General features: G+C 68.1%; 21 protein-coding genes and 2 tRNA genes. 17 read left to right on the plus strand and 6 right to left on the minus strand.

What is annotated here, in order from left to right; all coding sequences use genetic code 11:
• Window positions 1-18: 18 nt before the first annotated feature.
• The 12 genes from CJ022_RS12640 to CJ022_RS12685 all read left to right on the plus strand — a co-directional run bounded on the left by CJ022_RS12640 (window position 19) and on the right by CJ022_RS12685 (window position 13,530).
• Entirely contained in the window at window positions 19-807 is a 789-nt protein-coding gene (locus CJ022_RS12640) for a phage tail tube protein (RefSeq protein WP_101927003.1), read from the plus strand.
• Window position 808: 1 nt separating this feature from the next.
• Window positions 809-1,009 carry a hypothetical protein gene (locus CJ022_RS12645; RefSeq protein ID WP_101927004.1) on the plus strand — a complete coding sequence of 67 codons (201 nt, stop codon included), beginning with the start codon at window positions 809-811 and terminating at the stop codon, window positions 1,007-1,009.
• 1 nt (window position 1,010) lies between these two features.
• Window positions 1,011-1,670: a hypothetical protein gene (locus tag CJ022_RS12650; protein ID WP_101927005.1), complete on the plus strand. Its 660-nt coding sequence runs from the start codon at window positions 1,011-1,013 to the stop codon at window positions 1,668-1,670.
• Between the two features lie 3 nt (window positions 1,671-1,673).
• Entirely contained in the window at window positions 1,674-5,414 is a 3,741-nt protein-coding gene (locus CJ022_RS12655; RefSeq protein ID WP_101927006.1) for a coiled-coil domain-containing protein, read from the plus strand.
• Window positions 5,414-5,815 (plus strand): hypothetical protein, encoded by a 402-nt coding sequence (locus CJ022_RS12660; protein ID WP_101927007.1) that lies wholly within the window; start codon window positions 5,414-5,416, stop codon window positions 5,813-5,815. Before CJ022_RS12655 ends, CJ022_RS12660 begins: the two co-directional genes overlap by 1 nt.
• A gap of 3 nt (window positions 5,816-5,818) precedes the next feature.
• Window positions 5,819-9,427 carry a hypothetical protein gene (locus CJ022_RS12665; RefSeq protein ID WP_101927008.1) on the plus strand — a complete coding sequence of 1,203 codons (3,609 nt, stop codon included), beginning with the start codon at window positions 5,819-5,821 and terminating at the stop codon, window positions 9,425-9,427.
• A gap of 2 nt (window positions 9,428-9,429) precedes the next feature.
• Complete coding sequence (locus tag CJ022_RS12670) at window positions 9,430-9,996, plus strand: hypothetical protein (RefSeq protein WP_101927009.1); 567 nt, start codon at window positions 9,430-9,432, stop codon at window positions 9,994-9,996.
• Window positions 9,997-10,349: 353 nt separating this feature from the next.
• Window positions 10,350-10,679 (plus strand): hypothetical protein, encoded by a 330-nt coding sequence (locus CJ022_RS16835; RefSeq protein WP_143703966.1) that lies wholly within the window; start codon window positions 10,350-10,352, stop codon window positions 10,677-10,679.
• A gap of 65 nt (window positions 10,680-10,744) precedes the next feature.
• Window positions 10,745-11,299: a hypothetical protein gene (locus CJ022_RS16840; protein ID WP_143703967.1), complete on the plus strand. Its 555-nt coding sequence runs from the start codon at window positions 10,745-10,747 to the stop codon at window positions 11,297-11,299.
• Between the two features lie 94 nt (window positions 11,300-11,393).
• Window positions 11,394-12,356 carry a hypothetical protein gene (locus CJ022_RS12675; protein ID WP_143703968.1) on the plus strand — a complete coding sequence of 321 codons (963 nt, stop codon included), beginning with the start codon at window positions 11,394-11,396 and terminating at the stop codon, window positions 12,354-12,356.
• On the plus strand, window positions 12,353-12,574 hold the full coding sequence (locus tag CJ022_RS12680) for a hypothetical protein (protein ID WP_101927011.1): 222 nt from the start codon (window positions 12,353-12,355) through the stop codon (window positions 12,572-12,574). Before CJ022_RS12675 ends, CJ022_RS12680 begins: the two co-directional genes overlap by 4 nt.
• A 161-nt stretch (window positions 12,575-12,735) precedes the next feature.
• Window positions 12,736-13,530, plus strand: coding sequence for a DNA adenine methylase (locus tag CJ022_RS12685; RefSeq protein WP_101927012.1), 795 nt, complete (start codon window positions 12,736-12,738; stop codon window positions 13,528-13,530).
• Window positions 13,531-13,725: 195 nt separating this feature from the next.
• Here the strand turns inward: CJ022_RS12685 and CJ022_RS12690 are convergent, their stop codons facing one another.
• From CJ022_RS12690 to CJ022_RS12700, 3 genes are read right to left on the minus strand one after another with little or no spacing between them, the layout of a single operon-like run.
• Complete coding sequence (locus tag CJ022_RS12690; RefSeq protein ID WP_101927013.1) at window positions 13,726-13,932, minus strand: hypothetical protein; 207 nt, start codon at window positions 13,930-13,932, stop codon at window positions 13,726-13,728.
• Window positions 13,929-14,528, minus strand: coding sequence for a hypothetical protein (locus tag CJ022_RS12695; protein ID WP_101927014.1), 600 nt, complete (start codon window positions 14,526-14,528; stop codon window positions 13,929-13,931). Before CJ022_RS12695 ends, CJ022_RS12690 begins: the two co-directional genes overlap by 4 nt.
• Entirely contained in the window at window positions 14,525-15,451 is a 927-nt protein-coding gene (locus tag CJ022_RS12700) for an SOS response-associated peptidase family protein (RefSeq protein WP_101927015.1), read from the minus strand. Before CJ022_RS12700 ends, CJ022_RS12695 begins: the two co-directional genes overlap by 4 nt.
• An 89-nt stretch (window positions 15,452-15,540) precedes the next feature.
• On the opposite strand from CJ022_RS12700, the gene CJ022_RS12705 reads away from it, so the two are divergent.
• The 5 genes from CJ022_RS12705 to CJ022_RS12725 all read left to right on the plus strand — a co-directional run bounded on the left by CJ022_RS12705 (window position 15,541) and on the right by CJ022_RS12725 (window position 18,817).
• On the plus strand, window positions 15,541-15,828 hold the full coding sequence (locus CJ022_RS12705; RefSeq protein ID WP_199171544.1) for a hypothetical protein: 288 nt from the start codon (window positions 15,541-15,543) through the stop codon (window positions 15,826-15,828).
• A 203-nt stretch (window positions 15,829-16,031) separates the two neighbouring features.
• On the plus strand, window positions 16,032-16,553 hold the full coding sequence (locus tag CJ022_RS12710; protein ID WP_143703969.1) for a hypothetical protein: 522 nt from the start codon (window positions 16,032-16,034) through the stop codon (window positions 16,551-16,553).
• 191 nt (window positions 16,554-16,744) lie between these two features.
• Window positions 16,745-16,820, plus strand: a tRNA-Gly gene (locus tag CJ022_RS12715).
• 258 nt (window positions 16,821-17,078) lie between these two features.
• Window positions 17,079-17,165: transfer RNA gene (locus tag CJ022_RS12720), tRNA-Leu, on the plus strand.
• 23 nt (window positions 17,166-17,188) lie between these two features.
• Window positions 17,189-18,817, plus strand: coding sequence for an FMN-binding glutamate synthase family protein (locus tag CJ022_RS12725; RefSeq protein ID WP_101927017.1), 1,629 nt, complete (start codon window positions 17,189-17,191; stop codon window positions 18,815-18,817).
• 248 nt (window positions 18,818-19,065) lie between these two features.
• Here CJ022_RS12725 and CJ022_RS12730 read toward each other — a convergent pair whose 3' ends face one another.
• The 3 genes from CJ022_RS12730 to CJ022_RS12740 form a co-directional block, all read right to left on the minus strand.
• On the minus strand, window positions 19,066-20,355 hold the full coding sequence (locus tag CJ022_RS12730; RefSeq protein WP_233198754.1) for a dicarboxylate/amino acid:cation symporter: 1,290 nt from the start codon (window positions 20,353-20,355) through the stop codon (window positions 19,066-19,068).
• Window positions 20,356-20,443: 88 nt separating this feature from the next.
• A complete protein-coding gene (locus CJ022_RS12735) occupies window positions 20,444-20,908 on the minus strand; it encodes a GNAT family N-acetyltransferase (RefSeq protein ID WP_233198756.1) in 465 nt (154 codons plus the stop codon).
• Entirely contained in the window at window positions 20,905-21,705 is an 801-nt protein-coding gene (locus tag CJ022_RS12740; RefSeq protein ID WP_101927019.1) for a L,D-transpeptidase family protein, read from the minus strand. Before CJ022_RS12740 ends, CJ022_RS12735 begins: the two co-directional genes overlap by 4 nt.
• Between the last annotated feature and the right edge of the window lie 113 nt (window positions 21,706-21,818).

The following is a 21,818-nucleotide window of genomic DNA, read 5'->3' on the forward strand; positions in this document are numbered from 1 at the left end:
CGCCCACGGAGAACACCCATGGCACAACCCAAAGTCCGACAGTTCGCCGGCGACTTCCGCATGTGGCGGTTGGCACCGGATCGCAGCCTGATCCCGGTGATTCCGGAACCCACCGACCCCTACGGCAACCAGCCGATCGAAACCAACCTGTTCCAGTTCGGCTACGAAGCTGGCGACGAGGTGACGATCAACTCCAAGCGTCGTGGTGGCCGCTACAACCAGCCGATCCACAGCGACCAGCTGCCCGGCACGACCAGCCTGTCGATCCAGCTGCAGGAGCTGCCCACCGCCATCCTCGCGCGCATCTTGCGTGGCGCGGCGGCGGATGCTGCTGTCACGGCGGGTGCTGTCACCGACGAGGAATTCACCGTCGCCAGCGTCAGCCACCCGATCCAGCTGGAGCACGTCTACGTCAGCGACGTGGTGGTCTCCAAGGCCGGCACGCCGCTGGTGGTGGACACCGACTACACCGCGGACCTGCGTCGCGGCCAGGTGCTGCCGGTCGAAGGCGGCGGCATCGCAGCCGCGGACGAGCTGACCATCAGCTACAGCTATGCCGCCGTCAACGGCACGCTGATCCAGGGCGGTGCAACGCCGCTCGAGTCGTTCTACATCACCGGTGACCTGGAAGACCGCATCAGCGGTGAAGACGGCGAGCTGACGGTGTACGAGGCCCGCCTGGGCGTCGACGACGACATCGACTGGCTCGCCACCGAGCCGCTGTCGCCCACGTTGACCGGCCAGCTGCTGGTGCCGGCCGGCGCCCCCGCGCCGTACACGTTCCGCGTGTACGCGCAGGCCGCCTGACGTGGCCCGTCGCCCCCGCAATGGCGGCGACACCGACCTGCCGGCTGCGAATGCGCAGCCGGCAGTGCCGGCGGTCGAGCCCGTCGTCATCCGCGCCGGTCACCGGCACAAGGGCGTGACCTATGCCACCGACACGCCGTATTCCGCCACGCCGGCCGAGGCCGCCCGTCTGCGCCGCTACGGCGCGCTGGTGACCGGCTGACATGGCACCCCGCATCCGCAACCGCAACAGCGCGCTCAAGTTCTATCTCAACGGTCGGCGCGCGCGCGACCTGCACGGCCTGACCGATCTGGCCGGCGGCTTGCTGGATGCCTATGACATCTCCGTGGTCCGCGCGACCACGGGTCTGGTGCGCCGTGCCGAACCGGCCGCCAAGCGCAACATCCGCGCGGTCTACAACGTGCGCGCCGGCACCTTGTCCGGCAAGTTCCGAATCGACGAAGGCGCCAAGGGCCGCGCGGGCGATCGCGACGACCTGATCTCCATCTGGGCCAGCACCCGCGACCTGCCGCTGATGGAGTTCGGCGGGCGTTGGCGTGGCCCCGCGCGGCGCAAGAGCGGCGCACTCGCGCCAGGCGCCACGGCGGAGATCGTCCGCGGCCAGCGCAAGGTCTACGACTCCGCGTTCGTCGCCACCATCCAAGGGCGACGCGCCATCCGCGTGCGCAGCTACGACAGCGGCCGCGGTCGCCGCCACGGGCGCGGCCCGGTGCGCATGCTCCGCGGCCCCAGCCCGTTCGGCATGTTGTCCGGCATCGATTACGAGCCCGCGCGCCAGGTGCGCGACGCCACGCTGAGCGAACTCACCACCTTCTACTTCGCCGAGCTGAAGCGTCAGTTCCGCATGAATCGGAGTGCCTGACGCATGGCGACCCGCGGCAACGCGACGATGGAGGAAGCGATCCGGCTGGTGCTGGAGACGCAGGGGCGCGAAGGCGTCGACGCGCTGCGCGATGCCCTGTCGCAGGTGGGCGACGTCTCCGTCGAGACGCAGCAGGAAACCGCCGGCCTCATCGACAACCTGGTGGAGCTCAACGAGACCGCCGCCAAGGCCGCGCGCTACGGCGAGCTGACCGCCGAGCTCGAACGCAGCCAGATCGCGCTGGACCAGGCCAGCCAGTCCGCCTACCAGCTGACGCTGGAACTGGGCAACGCGGAGAAGCCCAGCCGCGAGCTGGTGCGTGCGCAGAAGGCCGCGCGGGACGAAGTGGACCGCCTCGAAGGCGCGGTCACCAAGCAATGGCAGGCGTTGGAACGCGCCGATACCGAACTCGGCAGCCTGGGCGTCAACACCGCCGACTACGCCCGCGCGCAGGAAGATCTGCGCAACAACATCGGCCGCACCACCGCCGCCGTGGCGGACCAGGTCGCCGTGGTGCAGAAGCAATCCACGGCGCAGCGGCAGTTGCGCGAGCGCCTGGAAGAGGGCGACGACAAGTTCCGCCGCTTCGCCCAGTCCGGCACGGCCGCCGCGGAATCACTGGACGCGTATCGCGCCCGCGCCGCCGCGGCGAAGGACGAGACCGCCAACGTCGCGCGGGAGGCCGACGGCGCCAGCGGCGTGTTCGGGCGACTGCGTGGCGTGGTGGCCGGCGTGTTCGGGTTCTTCTCGGCGCGCTCGCTGATCGGCGGCCTGCGCAGCATCATCACCGAGGGCAGCAATGCTGAGCAGGAACTGGGCCAGCTCAATGCCGTGCTGGAGTCCACCGGCCGCCAGTCGGAGTTCGCCGCCGGCGAGCTGCAGACCATGGCCGACAATCTGGCGCGCGCCAGCCAGTTCGCGGCCGGCGACATCATCAACGCGCAGACGCGGCTGCTGTCGTACACCAACATCCTGCGCGGTGAGTTCCCCGATGCGATGCAGATCGTCATCGACCAGTCGGCCCGCCTGGGCATCTCCCTGGAGCAGAGCGCCGAGATCGTCGGCCGCTCGCTGCAGGAACCGACCAAGGCCATGCAGGCGCTCGGCCGGCAGGGCTTCGTCCTCGAGGAAAGCCAGAAGACCCTGCTCGCGCAGCTGGAGGCCACCGGCAAGACCGCTGACGCCCAGCGGATCATCATGGACCTGCTGGTCGAGTCCTACGGTGGGGCCGCCGCGGCCGCGAAGGTCGGCACCATGGCCGGCCTGTGGAAGACCATCAGCGAGAACTTCAAGGATTTCCAGCAGGACATTGCCGACCGCGGCGTGCTGGATTACTTCAAGGCGCAGCTCACCGATCTGCTGAACACCACGGCGCGCCTGCAGCGTGATGGCACGCTGGGCCGTTGGGCGCAGCAGATCGCCGACGGCATCGTCCGCGTTGCCTCGGCGTCGCGGGATGCGGTGGTGCAGCTGCTGCCGCTGGTGAAGGTGGTAGGCGATGCAGCGACGGTCTTCGCCCGCAACGCGGAGGCCGTGTTCCTGCTGGCGAAGGCCTACGTGGGCCTGAAGCTGGTGCAGCTGGTCACGCAGTACGCCGCGCTGACCAATGCCAAGATCGCGAACCTCGCCGCCACGCGCGCTCTGACGGCGGCCACGGCTGCGCAGGGCGCCGCCACGTTGAGCCTCGGTGACCGTCTGCGCAGCCTGCCGTCGCAGTTGCGCATCGGCGTCGCGTTGCTGGGCGTGGACTGGGCTCTCCAGCAAGTGGTGCAGCTGAAAGCCACAATCGACGACATGGCGGATGCGGAGGCGCAGACCGAGGCGTGGGGCCGCGCGCAGCGGTCGCTCCAGCAGGAGAACCTGCGCCTCGGTCGCCAGCTGCAGGCGCTGTATCAGGCAAACGCCGATGTCGCGATCCAGAGCGCCGAGCAGATCAACGCGCTGGGCATGGAAGAGGCGCAGGGCTACCGGTACCGGCTGCAGGAAGCGGCGAAGTACTACGAGGGGGTGATCCGCGAGGCGCGTGCCACCGGCGATGCCATGCGCGCCGCCGCGGCGCAGGACCAGTGGCGGCAGGTGCTGCTCACGCTGGAGCAGGTCCAGGCGCGCATCAGCAACAACGGCATCTCTGCCGGTGCCCGCGCGATCGCCAACGAGCTGGCCGGCATCGACCGGTCCGCGAAGACCGCCCGCGAAGAACTCGGCAAGCTCTTCGACAACCTCGACTTCAACGACGGCCAGGCGCTGCGTGACACCGCGGTCGCCATCTCGGATATCGGCGCACGCAGCGCCACCGCTGCACGAAACGTCACCGAAGGCCTCGAAGCCGCGCTCGCGCGCCTGAGCGGCGAAGAGCTGCTGAAGCTGCAGGCCAACGCGCAGACCGCCTTCGCCGAGTTCGAGACCGCGCCGCGCGGTGCCGCGGTCGTGCTCGACACCGTGCTGCTCACGGCGATGAAGCGGCTGGGCGTTGCCTCGGCCCAGTGGGGCGTCGACATCACGTCGTCGGGGCGCGATGCGATCGCCAGCTTCACCACGGTGGCCCAGGCGGCGAACGCGACCAGCGCCCAGATCGAAGCGGCGTTCAAATCGGCCCTCGGCCTGGCCGCGACCGAGGCGGAAGCGAAGGCCCTCGGTGATGTGATGAAGACCGCGGGCGAGCAGGGCAAGCTCGGGTTCGACGGCACTGAGCGCTCGCTGGTCGCGCTGCGTGCACGCATTGGCGAGATCCAGGGCGCGCTCAATCCGCTGAACGATTCCTTCCGCCGCCTCGGCATCACGTCGAAGGCGGAGCTGGACCGGGCAGCCGCTGCCGCGAAGGACGCCTTCCACGAGATCCGCCAGGCGGCGGCCACAGGCGAAGCCGCGATCGAAGACGTGCGCGCCGCCGCGCAGCGCTACGGCGAGGCCATGCGTGCCGCCGCCGCCAACAGCGACGCCGCCACGCAGAAGCGTGTCGAGAACGAGATCCGGTTGATGGAAGAGATCTTCCGCGTCAACGATGGTCTCGACACGATGGCCGAGCGCGGCACGCGCGCCGGCGACGCGGTCGCCAGTGGCGCCCAGAAGGCCGCCGGCGCGTTGCAAGTCACCGGCAGCGCGGCAGACGAAGCGGCCAGCAGTCTGGAAGGCGTCGCCGGCGCCGCCTCGAATGTCGCAAGTGGCAACCAGGCGGCGGGAGAGAGCGCGCAGCGCGCATCGGTGGGTTTCGGCGCCATGTCCGCGGAAGCCGGCAAGCTGCTGTCGTCGATGAACCGCTACGCGGCGTCGCCGAAGCTCTGGGTCGACAACATCAACCGTGCGCTCGGCGCCATCTCCGAGCAGAACAAGGCCGTGCGCGAGCTGACCGCCAGCATGGACGCGCAGCTGGCGCAGTACGACCCGCTGACCGAGAAGGTCAACCAACTGCGCGCCGCGCACCAGTACGCGAACGACGAAGAGCTGCGCGCCCTGGCACAGCGGTCCGTCGCGCTAGACCAGCAGCGCCAGCAAGTGCGCGATGCCGCGCGTGAGGCGCGCGAGACGCGACGGGCGGAAGGCGAGGCCATGCGCCAAGCGGCCGGCGGCACCGGCGCGGCCGCCGGCACGCGCGCGCTCCCCGGGCTCGGCCGCATCGAGATCGTGCTGCCGGACGGCACACAGGGCGACCTGGTCACCAACGCCGAAGGCGCGGACCTCGTGCAGCAGATGATCGGACAGCTCACCCGCGATCGCAGCGTCTCCCAGCTCCGGAGGCGTCCCTGATGGCCTGCCGCCTCGGCACGATCGATCTGCCCGACGACGTCGAGTGGATGGACGAATTCAAGTGGGTGCCCACCGCGCAGCAGGTGGAAGTCACCTGCGGTGGCGCGCTGATCGTCGAGGAAGACGCGCAGCTGGCCGGTCGGCCCATCACCCTGCGCGGCGTGTTCGACGGCCGCATCGGCTGGGCACTGCCCACGCGCGCCGTCATCAAGCAGCTGCACGCGCTGGCCAGCACGCCGCTGGCCGCGCCGCTGGAGCTGCTGCTGGAGGACGGCCGCACGTTCAACGTGCGCTTCCGACACGACGATGGCGTACCGCTCGAGGCGGATCCGCTGCGCCACATCGCGCCGCACATCGACGACGACTACTACGCCTTCACCCTTCGCCTCATGGAAGCCTGATCGATGTCCGACATCAAGCTGTTCCGCCCCGAACGCGTCACCGATAACCCGGATGGCGGCGGACTGGCCACCCACACCGAGATCGTCGACGGCGAGGTCAACAACCTCTTCGACGACATCAGCCGCATCGATCGGGTCAACGGCGATCTGTCGCTGCGCGCGGCCTTCGCCGTGGCCGATACGGAAGATACCGAGCTGTTCTCAGGCCTGCACATGATCATCGCGGCGCCGCCGCTGGATCCGCGCGTGGACGCGGTGCTGTTCCGCACGCGCCGCGGCACACAATACGCCTGGGGCGACGAGCGCGCCGACGCGCAGGCGGCCGTGGAGCGCTACCTGGACGAGTCGGTCATCACCCGGCTGATTCCCTACGATCGCCAGCTGGAGGGCCAGCGCACGGTGCTGGTCTACACGCGGCCGGAGCTGGCCCTGCCGGAGATCGGCGAGGTCTACGCGCTGAAGAACGAGCTGGACGCCGCGACGGAGTTCATCCGCGTCGAGGACATTGACCACCAGGTCGAGACCTTCACCGATATCAACGGCGACTACAAGGCGCGCGTCATCACCCTGACGATCACGCAGCCGCTGTCGCGCGAGTTCTCGGGCAGCCAGCCCAACCGGTTCTTCACCGTCGACACCGGCCGCTCAGTGCTGCGCAAGACCATCGCCAGCGACGCCGCGCGCTACAAGGGTGTCGTGCGCCTGGCCGAGGATGCTCAGCCGGGCGACCTCATCATCAAGGTAGAAAGTGTCTACAGCCAGCTGGTGCCGGCGGCGACCAGCGAGGTGGGGGTGACGGATGCGGGGCCGGGTGGTTCTGTCATTGACGAGCCGAGTGGCCTCGTGCTGCTCTCGATTTCCACTCCGATCTCATCTGCAAACCGGAAGTTCTCGATTCCTGTCGGAGCCGTTCCGGGCACGGTACGTATCAGGCAGACAGACGCAGTAGGCGCGGGAGCGGTCATTTGGCAGCAGCGTGTCGATGGGTCGTTCTATCTTGTGTCCGGTTCGTCTGTCCCCAGCGGCGATTGGTCCACCACCTCTGAGACCACCTTCGAGTTCAGCCAGAATCTCGGCACGGGCTTCGTCATCCATATTGAATGGCTACCCGCGACGCGGCTCGCGAAGCCAGGGCAGTCGTGGCAGATGCCTGTAGAGATTCAGAATCGCGGCTACGTTTACACAGGCACCCTACGACCGGTGCCGGCGCCCGGTGCGACGAGTCTGGTGTTCCGGGCGCTCGGTCAGTGGTACACCCTTCAGGATGACGGGACCGGCGCCTTGCGTGGTGAACCGGGAGTGGGCAGTGGCCTGATCAACTTCCAGACCGGCAGCTTCAGCGCGTCGTTGGGTGCGCTACCGGACATCGGCAGCAGCGTGATCGTCAGCTTCGCCGGCGGGAGCGAGTATCAGATCCTCGTCGGCGACCTCGACATCAAGGTGCCGGCGGTCCAGCTCACGCTGGAGGCGGGAAACGTCGAACCCAGCTCGCTCAGCCTGAGCTGGCTGGCCGGCGGTACGTTGCGCACCGCGACGGACAACGGCGCCGGTCAGCTGACTGGCGACGGCACCGGTCGCGTGCTCTACGGCACCGGCGAGGTCGAGCTGGTGCCCAACCTCCTGCCGGACAGCAACGCCACCCTCACCGCCGGCTACGAGGCGGGCGTCACCACGCAGGAGATTTTCACGCCCGCGCTGACCGGCGCCAACCTGGTGCTTACGCTGGCGGCGCCGCCGCGGCCTGGGTCCATCCGCATTGCCTACCTGGGCTATGCGGTGGACGAGCGCGACGCCGCCTACGAGGCGCAGCGCGTCCTGCGGGACAACGGCACCGGCGCGCTGGTCGACGACCAGGGCACGCTGGTGGCCGGCAGCACGATCAATTACGCCACCGGTCAGATCACCTTCCCGGCGGACTTCCTCGCGCGGGTGGGTCAGGCGCAGCGTTCGTCGTTCGGTCAGGTGATGCCGGCGCGCGAGATCGACCCGCTCAACCGGTCCGAATCCATCACCAGCAACTGGGTGACGGGCATGACCAACGCGCAGATGCCGGCGCAGTTCGAGAACGGCAGCGCGGTCGATGTGACCTACAAGTCCGCCGCCGCCAGCGACGTGCCGCGAAGCGAGGAATACGACCTCCCGCCGCTGCGCGTGGACCTCACGCCGCGCGTGCGCAATGCCATCGTGCCGCGCTCCCTGCTGTTCCGCCTGGGGGGGCGCACCTATTACGAGCGCGGCGGCACGCTGTACTACGGCATGAACTCGCTGACAGGTGCAGGCACCGCTGCTGGAACCCTCGACTTTCAGACCGGCGTCGCTACGATCACGAACTGGGCCGGCGGGATCGCGCCTGCATTTGCGATCGATTCGCTGCTGAGCGAGGTGTCGCCGATGCCGATTGCGGTCGTGCACGGCCGTACGCCAGGCAGCCCGCTTCGTCCTTCGACGTTCTACATCCAGGCCAACCAGTGGCGCGGCGGCGACGTGGTCAGCGCCACCGCGGACAACAACGGCATCCTGCAGGCGCCTGGCATTCGCGGCTGGGTAGACGTGACCAACGGCGTCTACAGCGTGGCCTTCGGCGATGACGTGCTGGACAGCACGCTCAGCGCGGACGACAAGGCCGAGGGCTGGTACAACGCGGCCAACGTCGACGAGGACGGCTACATCTGGCGCCCGCAGGAGGCGATGCCCGGCACCATCAGCTTCAACTGCGTGGTGCAGGTGGCGGCCACGCTGGATCCCGAGATCATCGGCGTGAACCCGGTGCGCCTGCCCATGGATGGCCGCGTCGCCGTGATCCGCCGCGGCGACACCCTGGTGGTGCACGATCCGCAGCCCTTCGTGCTGCCGGGGGGGCTGGTGGCCGGGCAGGTGACGGCGCTGCCCCGCGACGCGCTGGACACGGTGGCGGTCTACGACCAGCAGGGCCTCGGCGTCCCGACAGCGCTCTATGCGCTGGACAAGGCGGCCGGCGAACTGACCTGGGCCACGCCGCTCGACGTGTCCGCGTATGAGCAGCCTTTCGTTGCCATCCACAGCGTGGAAGAAATGGCGCTGTGTCTCGATGCGCAGATCACCGGCGAAGTCTCGCTGGGCCAGCCGCTGACGCGCAGCTACAGCGCGGGCAATGCGCTGTGCAGCAGCGCCCAGGTCATCGGCGACGTGCAGGCGCGCTACCAGGGCCTGTTCGCCCAGAACACCTGGACGTCCGTCTGGTCCGACACGCTGATCGGCAGCCCGCCCGTCGGCGGTGCGCAGTACAACGATTCCACGTTCCCGCTCGTCGTCGTCAACCGGCACACGATCACCCAGCGCTGGCGCCTGCAGTTCACCAGCAGCACCGCCTTCAACGTGATCGGTGAGGAACTGGGCGTTATCGGCACGGGCACCACGAGCGCCGGCGCCAGCCCCGTGAATCCCGCGACTGGTGAGCCGTACTTCACCATCCTGCCCGGCGGCTTCGGCAGCGGCTGGGCGACTGGCAACAACATCCGCTTCAACACCGTGGCGGCCGGCGGCAAGGTCTGGATTGCCCGCACGGTGCGCAGCGGCCCGGCCACCGCGACCGATGACCGTATCCGCCTGCAGGCGCGCTGGGACAAGGACTGACCATGGCAGATCCCGCAGACGGCACTACCTATCCCACGACGGTCGATCTGCTGCCGACGATCGGTGCGAACGACCCGATGAACGCGGCTGGCCTCGAGCACGATCAGATGCACGAGCGTGCGCACGCCATCCTCAACGTGCTGCAGCAATTCGTCGGGACCTTGGCCGATACGAGCGAGGCGGCAACGATTCTCGGGCGGCTGCTTGCACTTGAAGCTGGCGGCGGGGCCGGCGGCTCTCCTCGCAATGAACTCGTTGCCGTCGAGATCGCCAGTGGCGTCGCTACGGTCGACGTGAGCGCGAGCGACTACTTCAGCTTGGCGGGTACCGCGAATGCAGCGCTTGCCTTTTCGGGCCTGCCAGGGACTGGGAAGGGTGCCTCAATCCGCATCCGATACACACAAGACGCAACCGGCGCGCGGACGTTCGCACTGCCAGCGAGCTGCAAACTCACCGAGGGCAGCGATACAGCAGTGAAATCCGCGGCGAATAGCGTGACCCTGATTCACGCGACGACCGACAACAACGGTGGCACCTGGGACGTCACAATCAAGGGGCGTGGCGCATGATGCTGGCTGCACACGGAGCCATCTTGGCCTCGCAGGCGCCCCCTGGGCCCGCGCAGTACGTGGGCGGAAGCGCGGTGCCATTTGCAACTGCAACCTCGCTGAATCTGGTAACGCCCGGCGCATCGACACCTGACGATCTGCTGCTTGCCTTAGTGATGCATCGATCCAATCTGACGCCGCCAGCAGGATGGAGTTTCCATGGTGAAGCTTTGTGCTCGAACTCGGCTGTACCGAGGCACTCCCTTAGCGTTTTCTCGCGCTCAGGCCTCGCGGGTGGGACGAATGTTGCGTTTGCTCTTGGGGCAGTGGGGCGAGTAGCGGGACAGATTCTGGCTTTCCGCCGCCAAGGTGGGTTGACCGTCAAGAACTTCGCGCAATCGGCAGCGAATTCCACCTCTGCAGGCAGTCATCAGACGCCTCCAGCCATCATGGCGGCAGGCGACGCAGCGTTTGCGGCGGCGACGACGATTCTGGCCGCGCCTACGGCTCCTAACACGATGGCGGTTTCATCGGGCTGGACATTGACCTCTCCGTCGACGTCGAACAACACCACAGAACAGATTCGGTTAGGCGTTGCCATGCATCCAGGCGTGACCGCGCCGGTCACCAATGCAGCCATATTCACGGCCAATAACAGTGCTGCAGATGGTGGTTGGTGCGGCATCTCGGCGGTGGTCGGGTGACCGCGTATCGCACCAGCCGCACTTACGGAAGTGATTTGCGCTATCGCGCCGGGTGGCGGCCTTCGATGAGCTATCGAGGCGGGCTGCCGTATCGGAATCCGCAGCTCTACCGGAGTAGCGACACGGCCGTTGCGACATCCCGACCCTCATTTGGTAGCGGCGGGCAGCTGGCCTGGCGGATTCCAAGCGTCAACACGCAAGCGGTTGCCGTGGCGCTCGAAGACGCCGATGCCGTTGGGAAGTTCGTGTCCGCCGTTATGAGCGACGTGCTTCTTGCGCGCAGGAGCGCGACATCGGTCCCACTGGCCAGCGCCAGTGCCGCCCACACTGGCGAAGCGCTTCGCTGGTCGGACGCGCCAGCGCTATGGACACATGCCACCGAGGTGCCCTATTCAAATCCTGAAAGCGCATGGCAGGCGGCAGCGCTGCCTTGGTCGGAAACCGCGACACGCGCTGCGGCCGCAAGCACGGCGCCGTGGCGCCGTATTTCGCCGATCGCACGCGACGCTTCCCTGCCGTGGGGCCAGTACGCCCAGCACGCGCTATCCGCCTCGCTGCTCTGGCGGGCGATCGTCGCGCGGGGCGGCTTCATCTCGCTGCCGTGGTCTCGAACCCGGTGAGCCGGGCGGCACGATCACCATCCCCATCCTTCCGGTCTACGTCATGCTCCCCACAATGACCGCGGTTCGCCTGCCGGACCGCACACCGCTCCCGATGCTCAGCGCCTCCATCACCGGCGAGCTGGGCAACTGGGCCTGGTCGTTCACCGGGCCGATGTCGCGGCAGGGCCTTGCGCTGATCGACGATGGCACCGGCACGCCAACCGAGATCGAAATCACGATCAATGGGCACGTCTGGACGTTCCTGGTCGACGGCTTCGACGACATGCGCAAGTTCGGCAGCAACACCTGCCAGCTGCGTGGCCGGTCGCGCAGCGCGGCGCTGGCCGAGCCGTATGCCGCCACCCGCACCTACAGCGAGCCGGCCGCGCGCACCGCGGCGCAGCTGGCCGCGCAGGAGATCGACGGTAGCGGCTGGACGCTGGTGTGGGATGCCGTGGACTGGCTGCTGCCGGGCGGTACGTTCGGCTACCAGGACTTGGCGCCGATCGACGCGATTGCGCAGCTGGCCAACAGCGTGGGCGCTGCCGTGCTCAGCGACGCCGAGGACCGCACCCTGCGCGTCGCGCCGACGCACGGTGAGAGCCCGTGGAACTGGCCGGAGGCCACGCCCTACGCCGTCATCCCCGCGGCCGTGCTGACCGAGGGCAGCAGCAACTGGGTGGGCGGGGTGAACGCCAACGGCATCTACGTCTACGGGGAGAACAGCGGGACCGGCGCCCTGGTCAAGATCACCGGCACGGACGGCGCGCAGCAGCTGCCGATGGTGGTCGATCGCCTGGCGGTGACCGCCGACGCGCAGCGTGAGCGCGGGCGCGAGGCGCTGGCCAGCGCCGGCATCAAGCGCACCATGCAGCGCACGGTGCCGCTGTTCCCGCCGCCGGCGGGCGAGGGCGACCCGGCCTTGGGCGCGGTGCCGCTGGGTGCGCTGGTGGAGATCGACGACACCGACGACACCTGGCGTGGCCAGGTGATGGCCGTCCGTATCGACGCCCAGCGCAGCGGCCGCGCGATGACCGTCCGCCAGCACCTCACCATCGAGCGGCAGTACCGATGATCTGGCGCGACTTCGACCAGCTGCTGCCGCACGACCCGCTGCTGGTCGCGGTGGTGCTCGAGCACAACGCCGACGGCACCAGCACCGTGCAGTTCCCCAACGGCAGCACCCTGCGCGTGCGGGGGCAGGGCGTGCCGGAAGGGGGCCACGCCTTCATCCGCGCCGGCGAGATCCGCGGCCCCGCGCCGGCGGTGACGCCGGTGGAGCTGGAGGTCTGAGGGCTGACCGCCCGCAAAAAACAGGGCGCCGTGCCGACGCTGCAACGCCGGCACGACACCGCAACACACGCGATCAGCCGCGTGCAATTGGCCGAGGCCCTGCCACCCCGCGCGGGAGTGGTGGGAGCTTGGTCGAACCAATTCGCAAAGGCTGAGAAACCGTGTCCCAACCCATCATTCCATGGCCGGGCGGCAAGCGCCGGCTCCTGAAACACCTGTATCCGCACTTCCCGGCGCACGAGACTTACGTCGAGGCGTTCGCGGGCGGGGCGGCCGCTCTGATGATGCGGCCGCACCCTGCGCCTCTTGAGGTGCTCAACGACATCGACGGCGATCTGGTGCGGCTGTACCGCTGCGTGCGGCACCACCTGGACGAGTTCGTGCGCAGCTTTCGCTGGTCCCTTGTCTCGCGGCAGATGTTCGAGTGGGCGAAGCTCGAGCACCCCGACACGTTGACCGATATCCAGCGGGCAGCGCGCTTCTATTACCTGCAGAAGCTGTCGTTTGGCGCCAAGGTCGAGGGGCGCAGCTTCGGCGTCGTCGCCACCGGCGCCGGGCCCAGACTCAATCTGCTGCGTATCGAGGAAGAGCTGAGCGCTGCGCATCTGCGCCTGGCGAACGTGGTGATCGAGCATCTCCCGTGGCACGAGTGCGTCGCCCGGTACGACCGTCCCGGCACGCTCTTCTATCTGGACCCACCCTACTGGGAGACCGAAGGGTACGGCGTCGACTTCCCGTTCTCGGAGTACGTGCGGATGGCCGACCTCATGCGATCGATGAAGGGCAAGGCCGTGGTCTCGATCAACGACCACCCCGCGATCCGTGAAGTCTTCGAGGGCTTCGAGCTGGTGCCGCTGCAGATCCGCTACACGATCGGCGGCGCAGCGAGTCGCGGCGAACCCGCGGGCGAGCTGATCGTCAAATCGTGGGACGACCAGCAGGTAAAGCTCATCTGAGGCACACGGGCGAGGTAGGGCAATCCTGACGGTCGCGTGCGCGCAGACCCTATGGGATACGCGCCCACGCGGGCAGACGATGGATGCGCGGCCACGTGCGCGCGTTCGTCACACCCTCCGCCGGCGGCATCTGTTCCCCGGATGCCTGCCTGACCAGTGTCGATCGCCGGTCTGCGCCCAGCGCACGTGGCTGCTCTATCTCAGATCGAAGTGTTTGCCGATCCGTCGAAGCTCACCGTCGATCCAGGCGCGGTCGTCGACGTCGAGCCGCAGCTCGGCGATCGCGCGACACCCTTCGTCGTAGGGCGCGCGCAGCTCATCCTCAGGTGCGCCAAGACAGGCGTGCACCAGGTTTTCCACGAGCGCGAGCAGCTCCACGCTCGGCAGCGAAATCGCAGTCATCGCGCTGCCGCCGGATCGAAAATGAGGTCGTCAAGTGACCGGGGCGGTATCAGACGTACCGGATCGAGCTCCATATCGAGGGGGGTCTCTCGTACGCCCTCGGCGTGCTCCCGGACCGACGCGGACAGGTCGACCCGCGCGAGCAGCGCATCCAGCTCGTGCGCCGCGGCCGTGAACTCGTCCCAGAATTCCCGGTAGGTCTTACCTCGGTGGTTGAAGCGCTCCAGCCACTCGGCGAGTTCGTCGGCCACCCGCCGCACTTCGGCGGGCAACTCGACGGGCGTCAACGCCCGCGCCGGTGACGTCTTGGCGTACCGCCTCTCGAGGTAGGTCTGCTGATCCGCCCACGTGTGGTCTGGCGTCAGATCCTCGACGTGCAGATGCAGGCCGTCGGCATCGGCACCCGCGCACGCGAAGCTGAAGCCCTCCGACGCCAGCTTGGCGTGCTCGCCACCGCTGTCCCGGTAGTCGAGCAGCGGTTTGGCGATCAGCATCTGCTCGCGCGTGAACTCCCGGAACGTGCCCCGCTTGCGATCGAACTGGCGCGCGTGCGCGTCCATCCGGTCCACGACCGCGTGAATCTCGTCGGGCGTCATGCGGCCTCCCGGTGCTCGTAGTAGGGGTGCCGCTTGTCGTCGAAGATCGCGTAGAGCGCGGCGAGGTCGGCCGGGTCGGGGTTGAGCCAGGCGTCGAGGTGTTCGGGCCGGATGTTGATGATGGTGCGGTCGTGGCCGGCGGCGGCCACCTCAGGTTCCGGCTCGTCGGTGATCGCGGCGAACGACAGCAGATCCGGCTCGACGCCCTTCGGGTCCGTCCAGTGCGACCACAGGCAGGCGATCAGCATCGGCTCGCCCGTGCTCGGCACGAATTCGAGCACGCGGTTCTTCCCGTCCGCACCCTCGACGTTCTCGTAGAACCGGTCCGCGACCATTATGCCGTGCGTGTGGCCGAACTGGCCTCGCCAGAACCCCTCGAGGTTGTCGCGCCGGGCGTTGTATGTGCCCGAGTAGTCCCGGTCATACGACGACGGCTTGCCGGCAGGGCGGCACTGGTAGCGCATCGGCTTGACCACGCGCTGGCCGTCCTCCCAGACCATCACCGGCGCGTAGATACCCGGGAATACGCGCGAGTCCGATGGCTTCGCCTCGGTGCGCTTCAGGCCGGCCAGGCGCGCCTTTGCGGCCTCGACCTTATTGGTGCCGATGCGCACGTCGTCCTGGGCCTTCTTCGTGACCTTGGTCTGCAGCTTCCGCTCGGCATCGGCCACGCGCTTGCGCTGGGCGAACATCTCCTGCTCGAGCATCGCGATTGCTTCAGCGTCCGCGGCGCGTAGGCTCTCCTGCAGGTCCGGCGGCCCGATCTGCTGCAGCTCCCGGATCATCGCCCGCGGCGCCTTGGCGATCGGGTTCAAACCCTGCTTCCACCAGAACGTCTTCACGTAGGCCTTGAGGTCCATCACCGCGCCGAATTGGCGCTGGAACTGCTTGAACTCGGCGTGGACCTGGGCGGAATAGCACATAGCGGGCACCGGGGCAGGGCGGAGAGGGGACGGTAATCCTGGCCGTTGGGATTCGCAGTGAATGAGACTGGCGGGCGTACCCTGCCGGCATGCTCTGGACGACCCCGCTCCCCGGTGTGGAAAAGGTGCCGACGGTCCTCGAGGTCGACGGCGTCGGCGTCGCGCGCATGATGCAGCGGGTCGACGGCAGCTGGTTCGTGCTACTGGACTACCACTACGGGTTCGACCGGCAGCGGCGCCGGGACTGTTCCAGCTACGAGACGGGCGTGCAGGGCACAGAGACGTGGGCGCGCCGGCACATCGTCAGGCTGTTGCAGGAGTCAGCGGAGCGGCGGGCGCAGCTCGCCCTGGCGCGCTCGGCGCTGCGCCAGCCCTAAGCGCGCTTGCTCGCCAGGCCCGAAAGCGTCCGGTATCAATCACACGCCCCGTCCCTTATGGGTTCCATTCATATGTGGCAATGTGTCTCGCAGGGGAACGTGGGGGATAGATCATGGATGTTGTAGGGCCGCGCAAACAGCGAGCGCGAGCGCGCTTTAGCACTCGTGCACGACTGTCGCTCATTGCAGCGTTTTTTTTGGTCATGTTCGCTGTCGTCTTCGCACGCTCCGCAGTTCTCGCTTTCGGTGACAACAGCGATCGAGCCAGTCTATTTGTCATGAGTCGCGAGGCTCGTAGCCTGCGTCAGTTGACGGAACATGCTGATGACCTGCGTCGGATGGCGCAGGACATCGACTCCGTTTCGCTGCGCGAAATCCGTTCCACGACGGAGCGAACGGTATCGCTTGTTGATCGAGCAAATGCCGAGATCTCCGCTCAGATCGAAGCGTGGGAACGGACGCGCGGGAAGATTAAGCAAGACGAGCACGCTTACACTACGTTGCGTGCCCAGATCGCCGCGACGGAGAAGCTTCAGGCGCAGGAAATTGCTCGACTTCAGCAAGCGTTGGAGGGCGCAACGTCAACGAGGCAGCGGATGCTTGAGATCCTGGTCAGCTTGATCACGGGCGTCCTTGGTTCGATCATCGCGGCGGCACTTTTTCCGAAACTGAGCATCCGCGGCCTGAAGAAGCTTGTTCGCTGGGGCTGGTCGCCGAAGCATTAGTTCCCTTGCAAGCGGTCGCACGATTGTGCAGAATTCGCACCTCGCTTGGCTCGCAGGCGGATTGGTTGGCGGTTCTTCAGTAACGCATTGATTTCACGAGTGCGTTTCGGATTGCAAATCCGCGTACGCCGGTTCGATTCCGACCCAGGCCTCCATCCGGACGCGGTACGGTTCAGGATGGAATGTGTTTTGCGGGAATAGCTCAGTTGGTAGAGCGCAACCTTGCCAAGGTTGAGGTCGAGGGTTCGAGCCCCTTTTCCCGCTCCAGACGTCACGAGAAGGCTCCGGTACCCCCGGGGTCTTTTTCGTTGCGCGCGTGTCGGCGTGGCGTGCGTCCGTCCATCCGTCCCGCAGCGGATATCCGCGCGTCCGGGCGCGCGTGGCCGGGTCGGCGATGCCATCCCGCGTAGGGCGACGCGTGCGTGCACGGCGACGTCGATACGGCGGGTCGGCGTGCCACGCCGCTGTACCGGAATTCAGCCGACGGTTCCATTCGAAGGGGCGCTCAGGCAGGCTTACGCGCTGGCCCGGATGGCGAAACTGGTAGACGCATCGGACTTAAAATCCGCCGGCCGCGAGGCCATGCCGGTTCGATTCCGGCTCCGGGCACCATTTCTTTCGAGCTGAGGAACGCGATGCTTCGCTACCTGGCATATGTGGTGTGCGTCGTCATGGCGCTGGTGAGTGTGGCGACCGCGGTCGTGGAACGCTCGGGTGCGTGGGCGACGGTGGCGGTGGTCTTCGTCGCACTGGCCTGGCTGGGCACGATGGATCTGCTGCAGCGGCGCTCGACGCTGCGCCGCAACTATCCGTTGACCGCGCATTTCCGGTTCCTGCTGGAAACCTTCCGACCGGAGATCCGCCAGTACTTCATCGAGGACGACCAGGACGAGGTGCCGTTCTCGCGCCAGCAGCGCGACCTGGTCTATCGCCGCGCCAAGAACGTCAGCGATGTCGTGCCCTTCGGCAGCGAGTTGCCGATGTACGGCTCAAGCTACGAGTGGGTCAACCACTCGATGGTGCCGGCGCACGCGGAATCGCACGATTTCCGCGTGCCGGTCGGCGAGGAGCGCGCGCGTCCCTATGCGGCCAGCGTGCTGAACATCTCGGCGATGAGTTTCGGTTCGCTGTCGGCGAATGCGATCCGCGCGCTCAACCGCGGCGCGAAGCGCGGCAATTTCTATCACGACACCGGCGAGGGCGCGATCTCGCGCTATCACCTCGAAGCGGGTGGCGATCTGGTCTGGGAGATCGGCTCCGGCTACTTCGGGTGTCGCGACGCCGCCGGGCGGTTCGACGAGGCGCGCTTCGTCGAGAATGCCGGCCACGCCCAGGTGCGCATGATCGAGATCAAGTTGTCGCAGGGCGCCAAGCCGGGTCACGGCGGGCTGCTGCCCGGGCCCAAGGTCACGGCCGAGATCGCGCAGACGCGCGGCATTCCGCAGGGCGTCGACTGCGAATCGCCGGCCGCGCACAGCGCGTTCTCCACGCCGATCGGCCTGCTCGAATTCGTCCAGCGCCTGCGCGACCTGTCGGGCGATCGACCGGTCGGCTTCAAGCTGGCGGTCGGCCATCCCTGGGAGTGGTTCGGCATCGCCAAGGCGATGCAGGAGACCGGGATCCTGCCGGACTTCATCGTCGTCGACGGCGCCGAAGGCGGCACCGGCGCGGCGCCGTCGGAATTCATCAACCACGTCGGCCTGCCGCTGCAGGAAGGCTTGATGCTGGTGCACAACACCCTGGTCGGCATCGGTCTGCGCGATCGCGTGCGGATCGGCGCCGCGGGCAAGATCACCAGCGGCTTCGACATGGCGCGCGCGCTGGCGATGGGCGCCGACTGGTGCAACGCGGGACGCGGCTTCATGTTCGCGCTCGGCTGCATCCAGTCCCGCAGTTGCCACACCGACAAATGTCCGACCGGCGTCGCCACCCAGGACCCCGCACGCTGGAGCCGGCTCGATGTCGAGGACAAGGCCGACCGCGTGTTCCATTTCCAGCAGAACACCCTGAAGGCGCTGCGCGACATGATCGGGGCGTCCGGTCTCGAGCATCCGATGCAACTCGGGCCGGAGCACATCCTGCGCCGGACGTCGCCGACCGAAGTCCGGTCGCTGGCGGCGCTGTACCGGTTCCTCGAACCCGGCGAACTTCTCGACAGCGTGCCGTCGCACGCGGTGTTCCGCACGTTCTGGCCGATGGCGCGGGCCGACAGTTTCGCGCCGCCGGCACGCGCGCGGGCGATGGAAGCGACGAAGTCGCACTGACGGCACGCGTGCTGTCGATCGACTCGGCTGCGGTACGTGCGCCGGGGCCCGTCGTTCCAGGCGGAGATGAGTTCAGTGCAACGCCGCGTCGTGGCACTACTCGTCGGATCCGGGTGACACGAGCGGGCTGCCACAGCGGCAGGCCGGTGTCGGCGCGCTTCTCTCAATACGCCTTACGCTGACGTCGCTATCTTGCGACGCTGTCCACGCAGCGCAGGCGCATGACGCGCGCCTGGCAGCGCGACGCGTCAGGTCGGCGCGTCGGGTTCTACCTCGGCAGGTGTGCCATGCCGCGCCACGACACTGGTTGCCGCGACATGGCCGGTCGTGTTGGCGACGGTCGCGAACATGTCGGGAATCGTATCCACGGCGAGCAGCACGCCGAGCGGCTCGACCGGCAGGCCCATCGCCTGGGTCACCGGCAGATTGTTGGTCATGAAGCTGACCTGGCCGGGCAGGCCGACCGAGCCCATGCTGATGACGACGCTCAGACCCACCGCGACCGCCAGCTGCGCCGCGCCGAGCTCGGTGCCGTACATCCAGGCGATGAAGACGACGACGCTGAGGTACTGCACGGGACTGGCGATGCGGAACAACGACACCGCCATCGGCAGCACCAGCGACGTCACCGCCAGCGGATAGCCGAGCCGCTGGCGCGCGCTGTCGACCATGACCGGCAGCGAGGCCAGCGACGACTGCGTACTGGCCGCGATGGCCTGTACCGGGATCAGGGCCGCCGCGAACCGCTGCACGCCTTCGCCGGCGACGAGGCGGGCGACGACGTACATCAGCAGCGTGATCGCGATGTACAGCGTGCACTGCAGCACGATGTAGTAGCCGAGCGCCGCCAGCACGCTCAGGCCGACATGGGCGCACACCGCGAGCACCAGCGCGAACACGCCCAGCGGTGCGGCCCACAGCACCCAGCGCACGATGACGAGCATCGTGTCGCCGATGCTGCGCACCAGTTCGAGCATGCGTTCGCGCCGCGCCGGTTCGAGCCGGGTCAATGCAAAGCCGAAGAACATCGAGAACACGACCAGCGGCAGCATCGCGCTCGCGGCCGCCGCGGCGATCGCATTGCTCGGGATCACGCTGGTGATCCACAGACCGAACGCCGGCGCTTCGGGCAACACGTCCGGCGCCTGGATCGCGGCGCGGAACAGCGCGGCCTGCGTCTCGTCGCGCGGCAGCAGGCCGAGGATCGCCGGGGACGCGACCGCGGCGAACGCGCCGCAGAGCAGCAGCAGGATCACGAAGACGGCCATCGCCACGCGGGCATTGCGTCCCGAGGCCGCGGCGTCGGCGGCAGCGTTGATGCCGACGATGACCAGGGCCGCGACTAACGGGACGACGGTCATCTGCAACGCGTTGAGCCAGAGGCGGCCGATGGGCTGTACGGCATCGGCGACGCGCGTGGCCACGGCAGCGTCCCATGCCGCGAGCGACAGGCCGAGGATCGCGCCGGCCAGCAGCGCGAGCAGCACGCGGGCGGGCATCGACAGGTGGAAGCGACGGGCAGGGACGGAATCGGTCATCGAAGGCAGTGGTTGGGAACGCGTTGCGAGCATGCCACGGACGCGGCATCGATCGCGGCTCCTCCCGCGCAACGACGGGGGTGCGACATCAGGACGACGCGGCGAGGTCCAGCGACAGCATGTCGCGATGGTCGTCGACGAACCCCAGCCGCGCGTACAGGGCCTTCGCGCGCGGATTGTGGTGATGCACCTCGAGCCGCAGCGAAGCGACCTGCCAGCCGCGGGCGAGCGCGATCGCCGCGCGCAGGGCCTCGCCGCCCCAGCCGCGACCGCGCGCCGCGTCCGCGAGATACAGCTCGTCGAGCAGCGCGAACCGGCCGCCGTGTTCCAGGCTGAAGCCGCGGGTCACCGCGAGATAGCCGTGCACCGCATCGCCATCGCCGAGCAGCAGCACCGCGCCGCAGTCGGGATCGGCGAGCAGGGTGCGCAATGCCGCGGTCACGCGGACCGGCTCGAACACGATCCGGTCCTCGGCATAGAAGGCGCGCATCAGCGTCAGCAGCATGGCCTCGTCCTGCGGACCCGCGGGCCGCACCTGCAGCGCGGCGCTCAACGCGTCGCGCCCGCATGCAGCGGCGGCAATCCCCATGCGCGCTGGTACGCCTGATAGACGTCGGCGGGCAACAGCACGAAGCGCGGCGTCCTCGCCGGATCGAGCCACCCCAGCAGGGTCTCCATCGCCTCCGCGTCCATCGCCGTGCATCCCGCCGTCGTCTCGTCTGGGCGCCGCAGCAGGTGCGCGAAGATGCAGCTGCCCTGGCCGGGCACGCCCTGCGCGTTGTGCTCGACGACGAAGCCCAGCCGGTAGCGGCTGTCGCCGTCGTTGTGCAGATCGAGCCGCATGTGCTCGCTGGCGCCCTCGACGGCGGCCTCGCCGACGTCGCGCGTGTCGACGATGCGGTTGTAGAGCGGCGACGCCGGCACGTCGACGCAATAGTGCGAGACCTGCATCGGCGCATACGGCAGCGCGCCGATGCCGGCATCGGCATATCCGAAGGCCTGGCCGATCGCGAACACGCCAGCGGGCGCGCGGCCATCGCCTTCGCGCTTCTGTGGTCCCTCGGCCTGCGCCGGGTGCAGGCCGAGCCCCCATCCGCTGCCGCTGCGTCCGAGCATCGCCGGAACCGCCGCGCCGACTTCGCGCCACGGCCCGGTGCCATCGCGCTCGAAGCGCTGGAGCGTCGCGCCGGTCGCATCCCAGCCGGCACTGGTGACGACGACCAGTTGCTGCGACTCGGCGACGCCGGTCGGTGCGTCGGCAATGGGTCCGGAACTCGCGCAAGCTGCGAGCAGCCACAGGCCGAGCGCGACGACGGCAGTGCGGGCGGCGGGGATTCGGATCGAGGGCATCGGATTCTCCAGATGGGGCAGTGCGACAGAGCGCGTGTCTCGGATCGGAGGACGGACACGTGCGCGACGCCAGCCCACATTCTGCCGGCATGTGGGCCGCATGGGACGCTGGT

It is taken from the genome of Luteimonas rhizosphaerae (assembly GCF_002849595.1).
GTDB classification, from domain to species: Bacteria; Pseudomonadota; Gammaproteobacteria; order Xanthomonadales; family Xanthomonadaceae; genus Luteimonas; species Luteimonas cellulosilyticus.

Excerpts from the sequence above, each read along its gene's own strand:
- CJ022_RS12660 (WP_101927007.1), top strand. The coding sequence starts at position 5,414 with ATGGCCTGCCGCCTCGGCACGATCGATCTGCCCGACGACGTCGAGTGG.
- CJ022_RS12675 (WP_143703968.1), top strand. The coding sequence starts at position 11,394 with ATGCTCAGCGCCTCCATCACCGGCGAGCTGGGCAACTGGGCCTGGTCG.
- CJ022_RS12725 (WP_101927017.1), top strand. The coding sequence starts at position 17,189 with ATGCTTCGCTACCTGGCATATGTGGTGTGCGTCGTCATGGCGCTGGTG.
- CJ022_RS12740 (WP_101927019.1), bottom strand. The coding sequence starts at position 21,705 with ATGCCCTCGATCCGAATCCCCGCCGCCCGCACTGCCGTCGTCGCGCTC.
- CJ022_RS12665 (WP_101927008.1), top strand. The coding sequence starts at position 5,819 with ATGTCCGACATCAAGCTGTTCCGCCCCGAACGCGTCACCGATAACCCG.
- CJ022_RS16840 (WP_143703967.1), top strand. The coding sequence starts at position 10,745 with ATGAGCTATCGAGGCGGGCTGCCGTATCGGAATCCGCAGCTCTACCGG.
- CJ022_RS12705 (WP_199171544.1), top strand. The coding sequence starts at position 15,541 with ATGCTCTGGACGACCCCGCTCCCCGGTGTGGAAAAGGTGCCGACGGTC.
- CJ022_RS12690 (WP_101927013.1), bottom strand. The coding sequence starts at position 13,932 with ATGACTGCGATTTCGCTGCCGAGCGTGGAGCTGCTCGCGCTCGTGGAA.
- CJ022_RS12700 (WP_101927015.1), bottom strand. The coding sequence starts at position 15,451 with ATGTGCTATTCCGCCCAGGTCCACGCCGAGTTCAAGCAGTTCCAGCGC.
- CJ022_RS12730 (WP_233198754.1), bottom strand. The coding sequence starts at position 20,355 with ATGACCGATTCCGTCCCTGCCCGTCGCTTCCACCTGTCGATGCCCGCC.
- CJ022_RS12640 (WP_101927003.1), top strand. The coding sequence starts at position 19 with ATGGCACAACCCAAAGTCCGACAGTTCGCCGGCGACTTCCGCATGTGG.
- CJ022_RS12680 (WP_101927011.1), top strand. The coding sequence starts at position 12,353 with ATGATCTGGCGCGACTTCGACCAGCTGCTGCCGCACGACCCGCTGCTG.
- CJ022_RS12650 (WP_101927005.1), top strand. The coding sequence starts at position 1,011 with ATGGCACCCCGCATCCGCAACCGCAACAGCGCGCTCAAGTTCTATCTC.
- CJ022_RS12695 (WP_101927014.1), bottom strand. The coding sequence starts at position 14,528 with ATGACGCCCGACGAGATTCACGCGGTCGTGGACCGGATGGACGCGCAC.
- CJ022_RS12655 (WP_101927006.1), top strand. The coding sequence starts at position 1,674 with ATGGCGACCCGCGGCAACGCGACGATGGAGGAAGCGATCCGGCTGGTG.
- CJ022_RS12710 (WP_143703969.1), top strand. The coding sequence starts at position 16,032 with ATGTTCGCTGTCGTCTTCGCACGCTCCGCAGTTCTCGCTTTCGGTGAC.
- CJ022_RS12670 (WP_101927009.1), top strand. The coding sequence starts at position 9,430 with ATGGCAGATCCCGCAGACGGCACTACCTATCCCACGACGGTCGATCTG.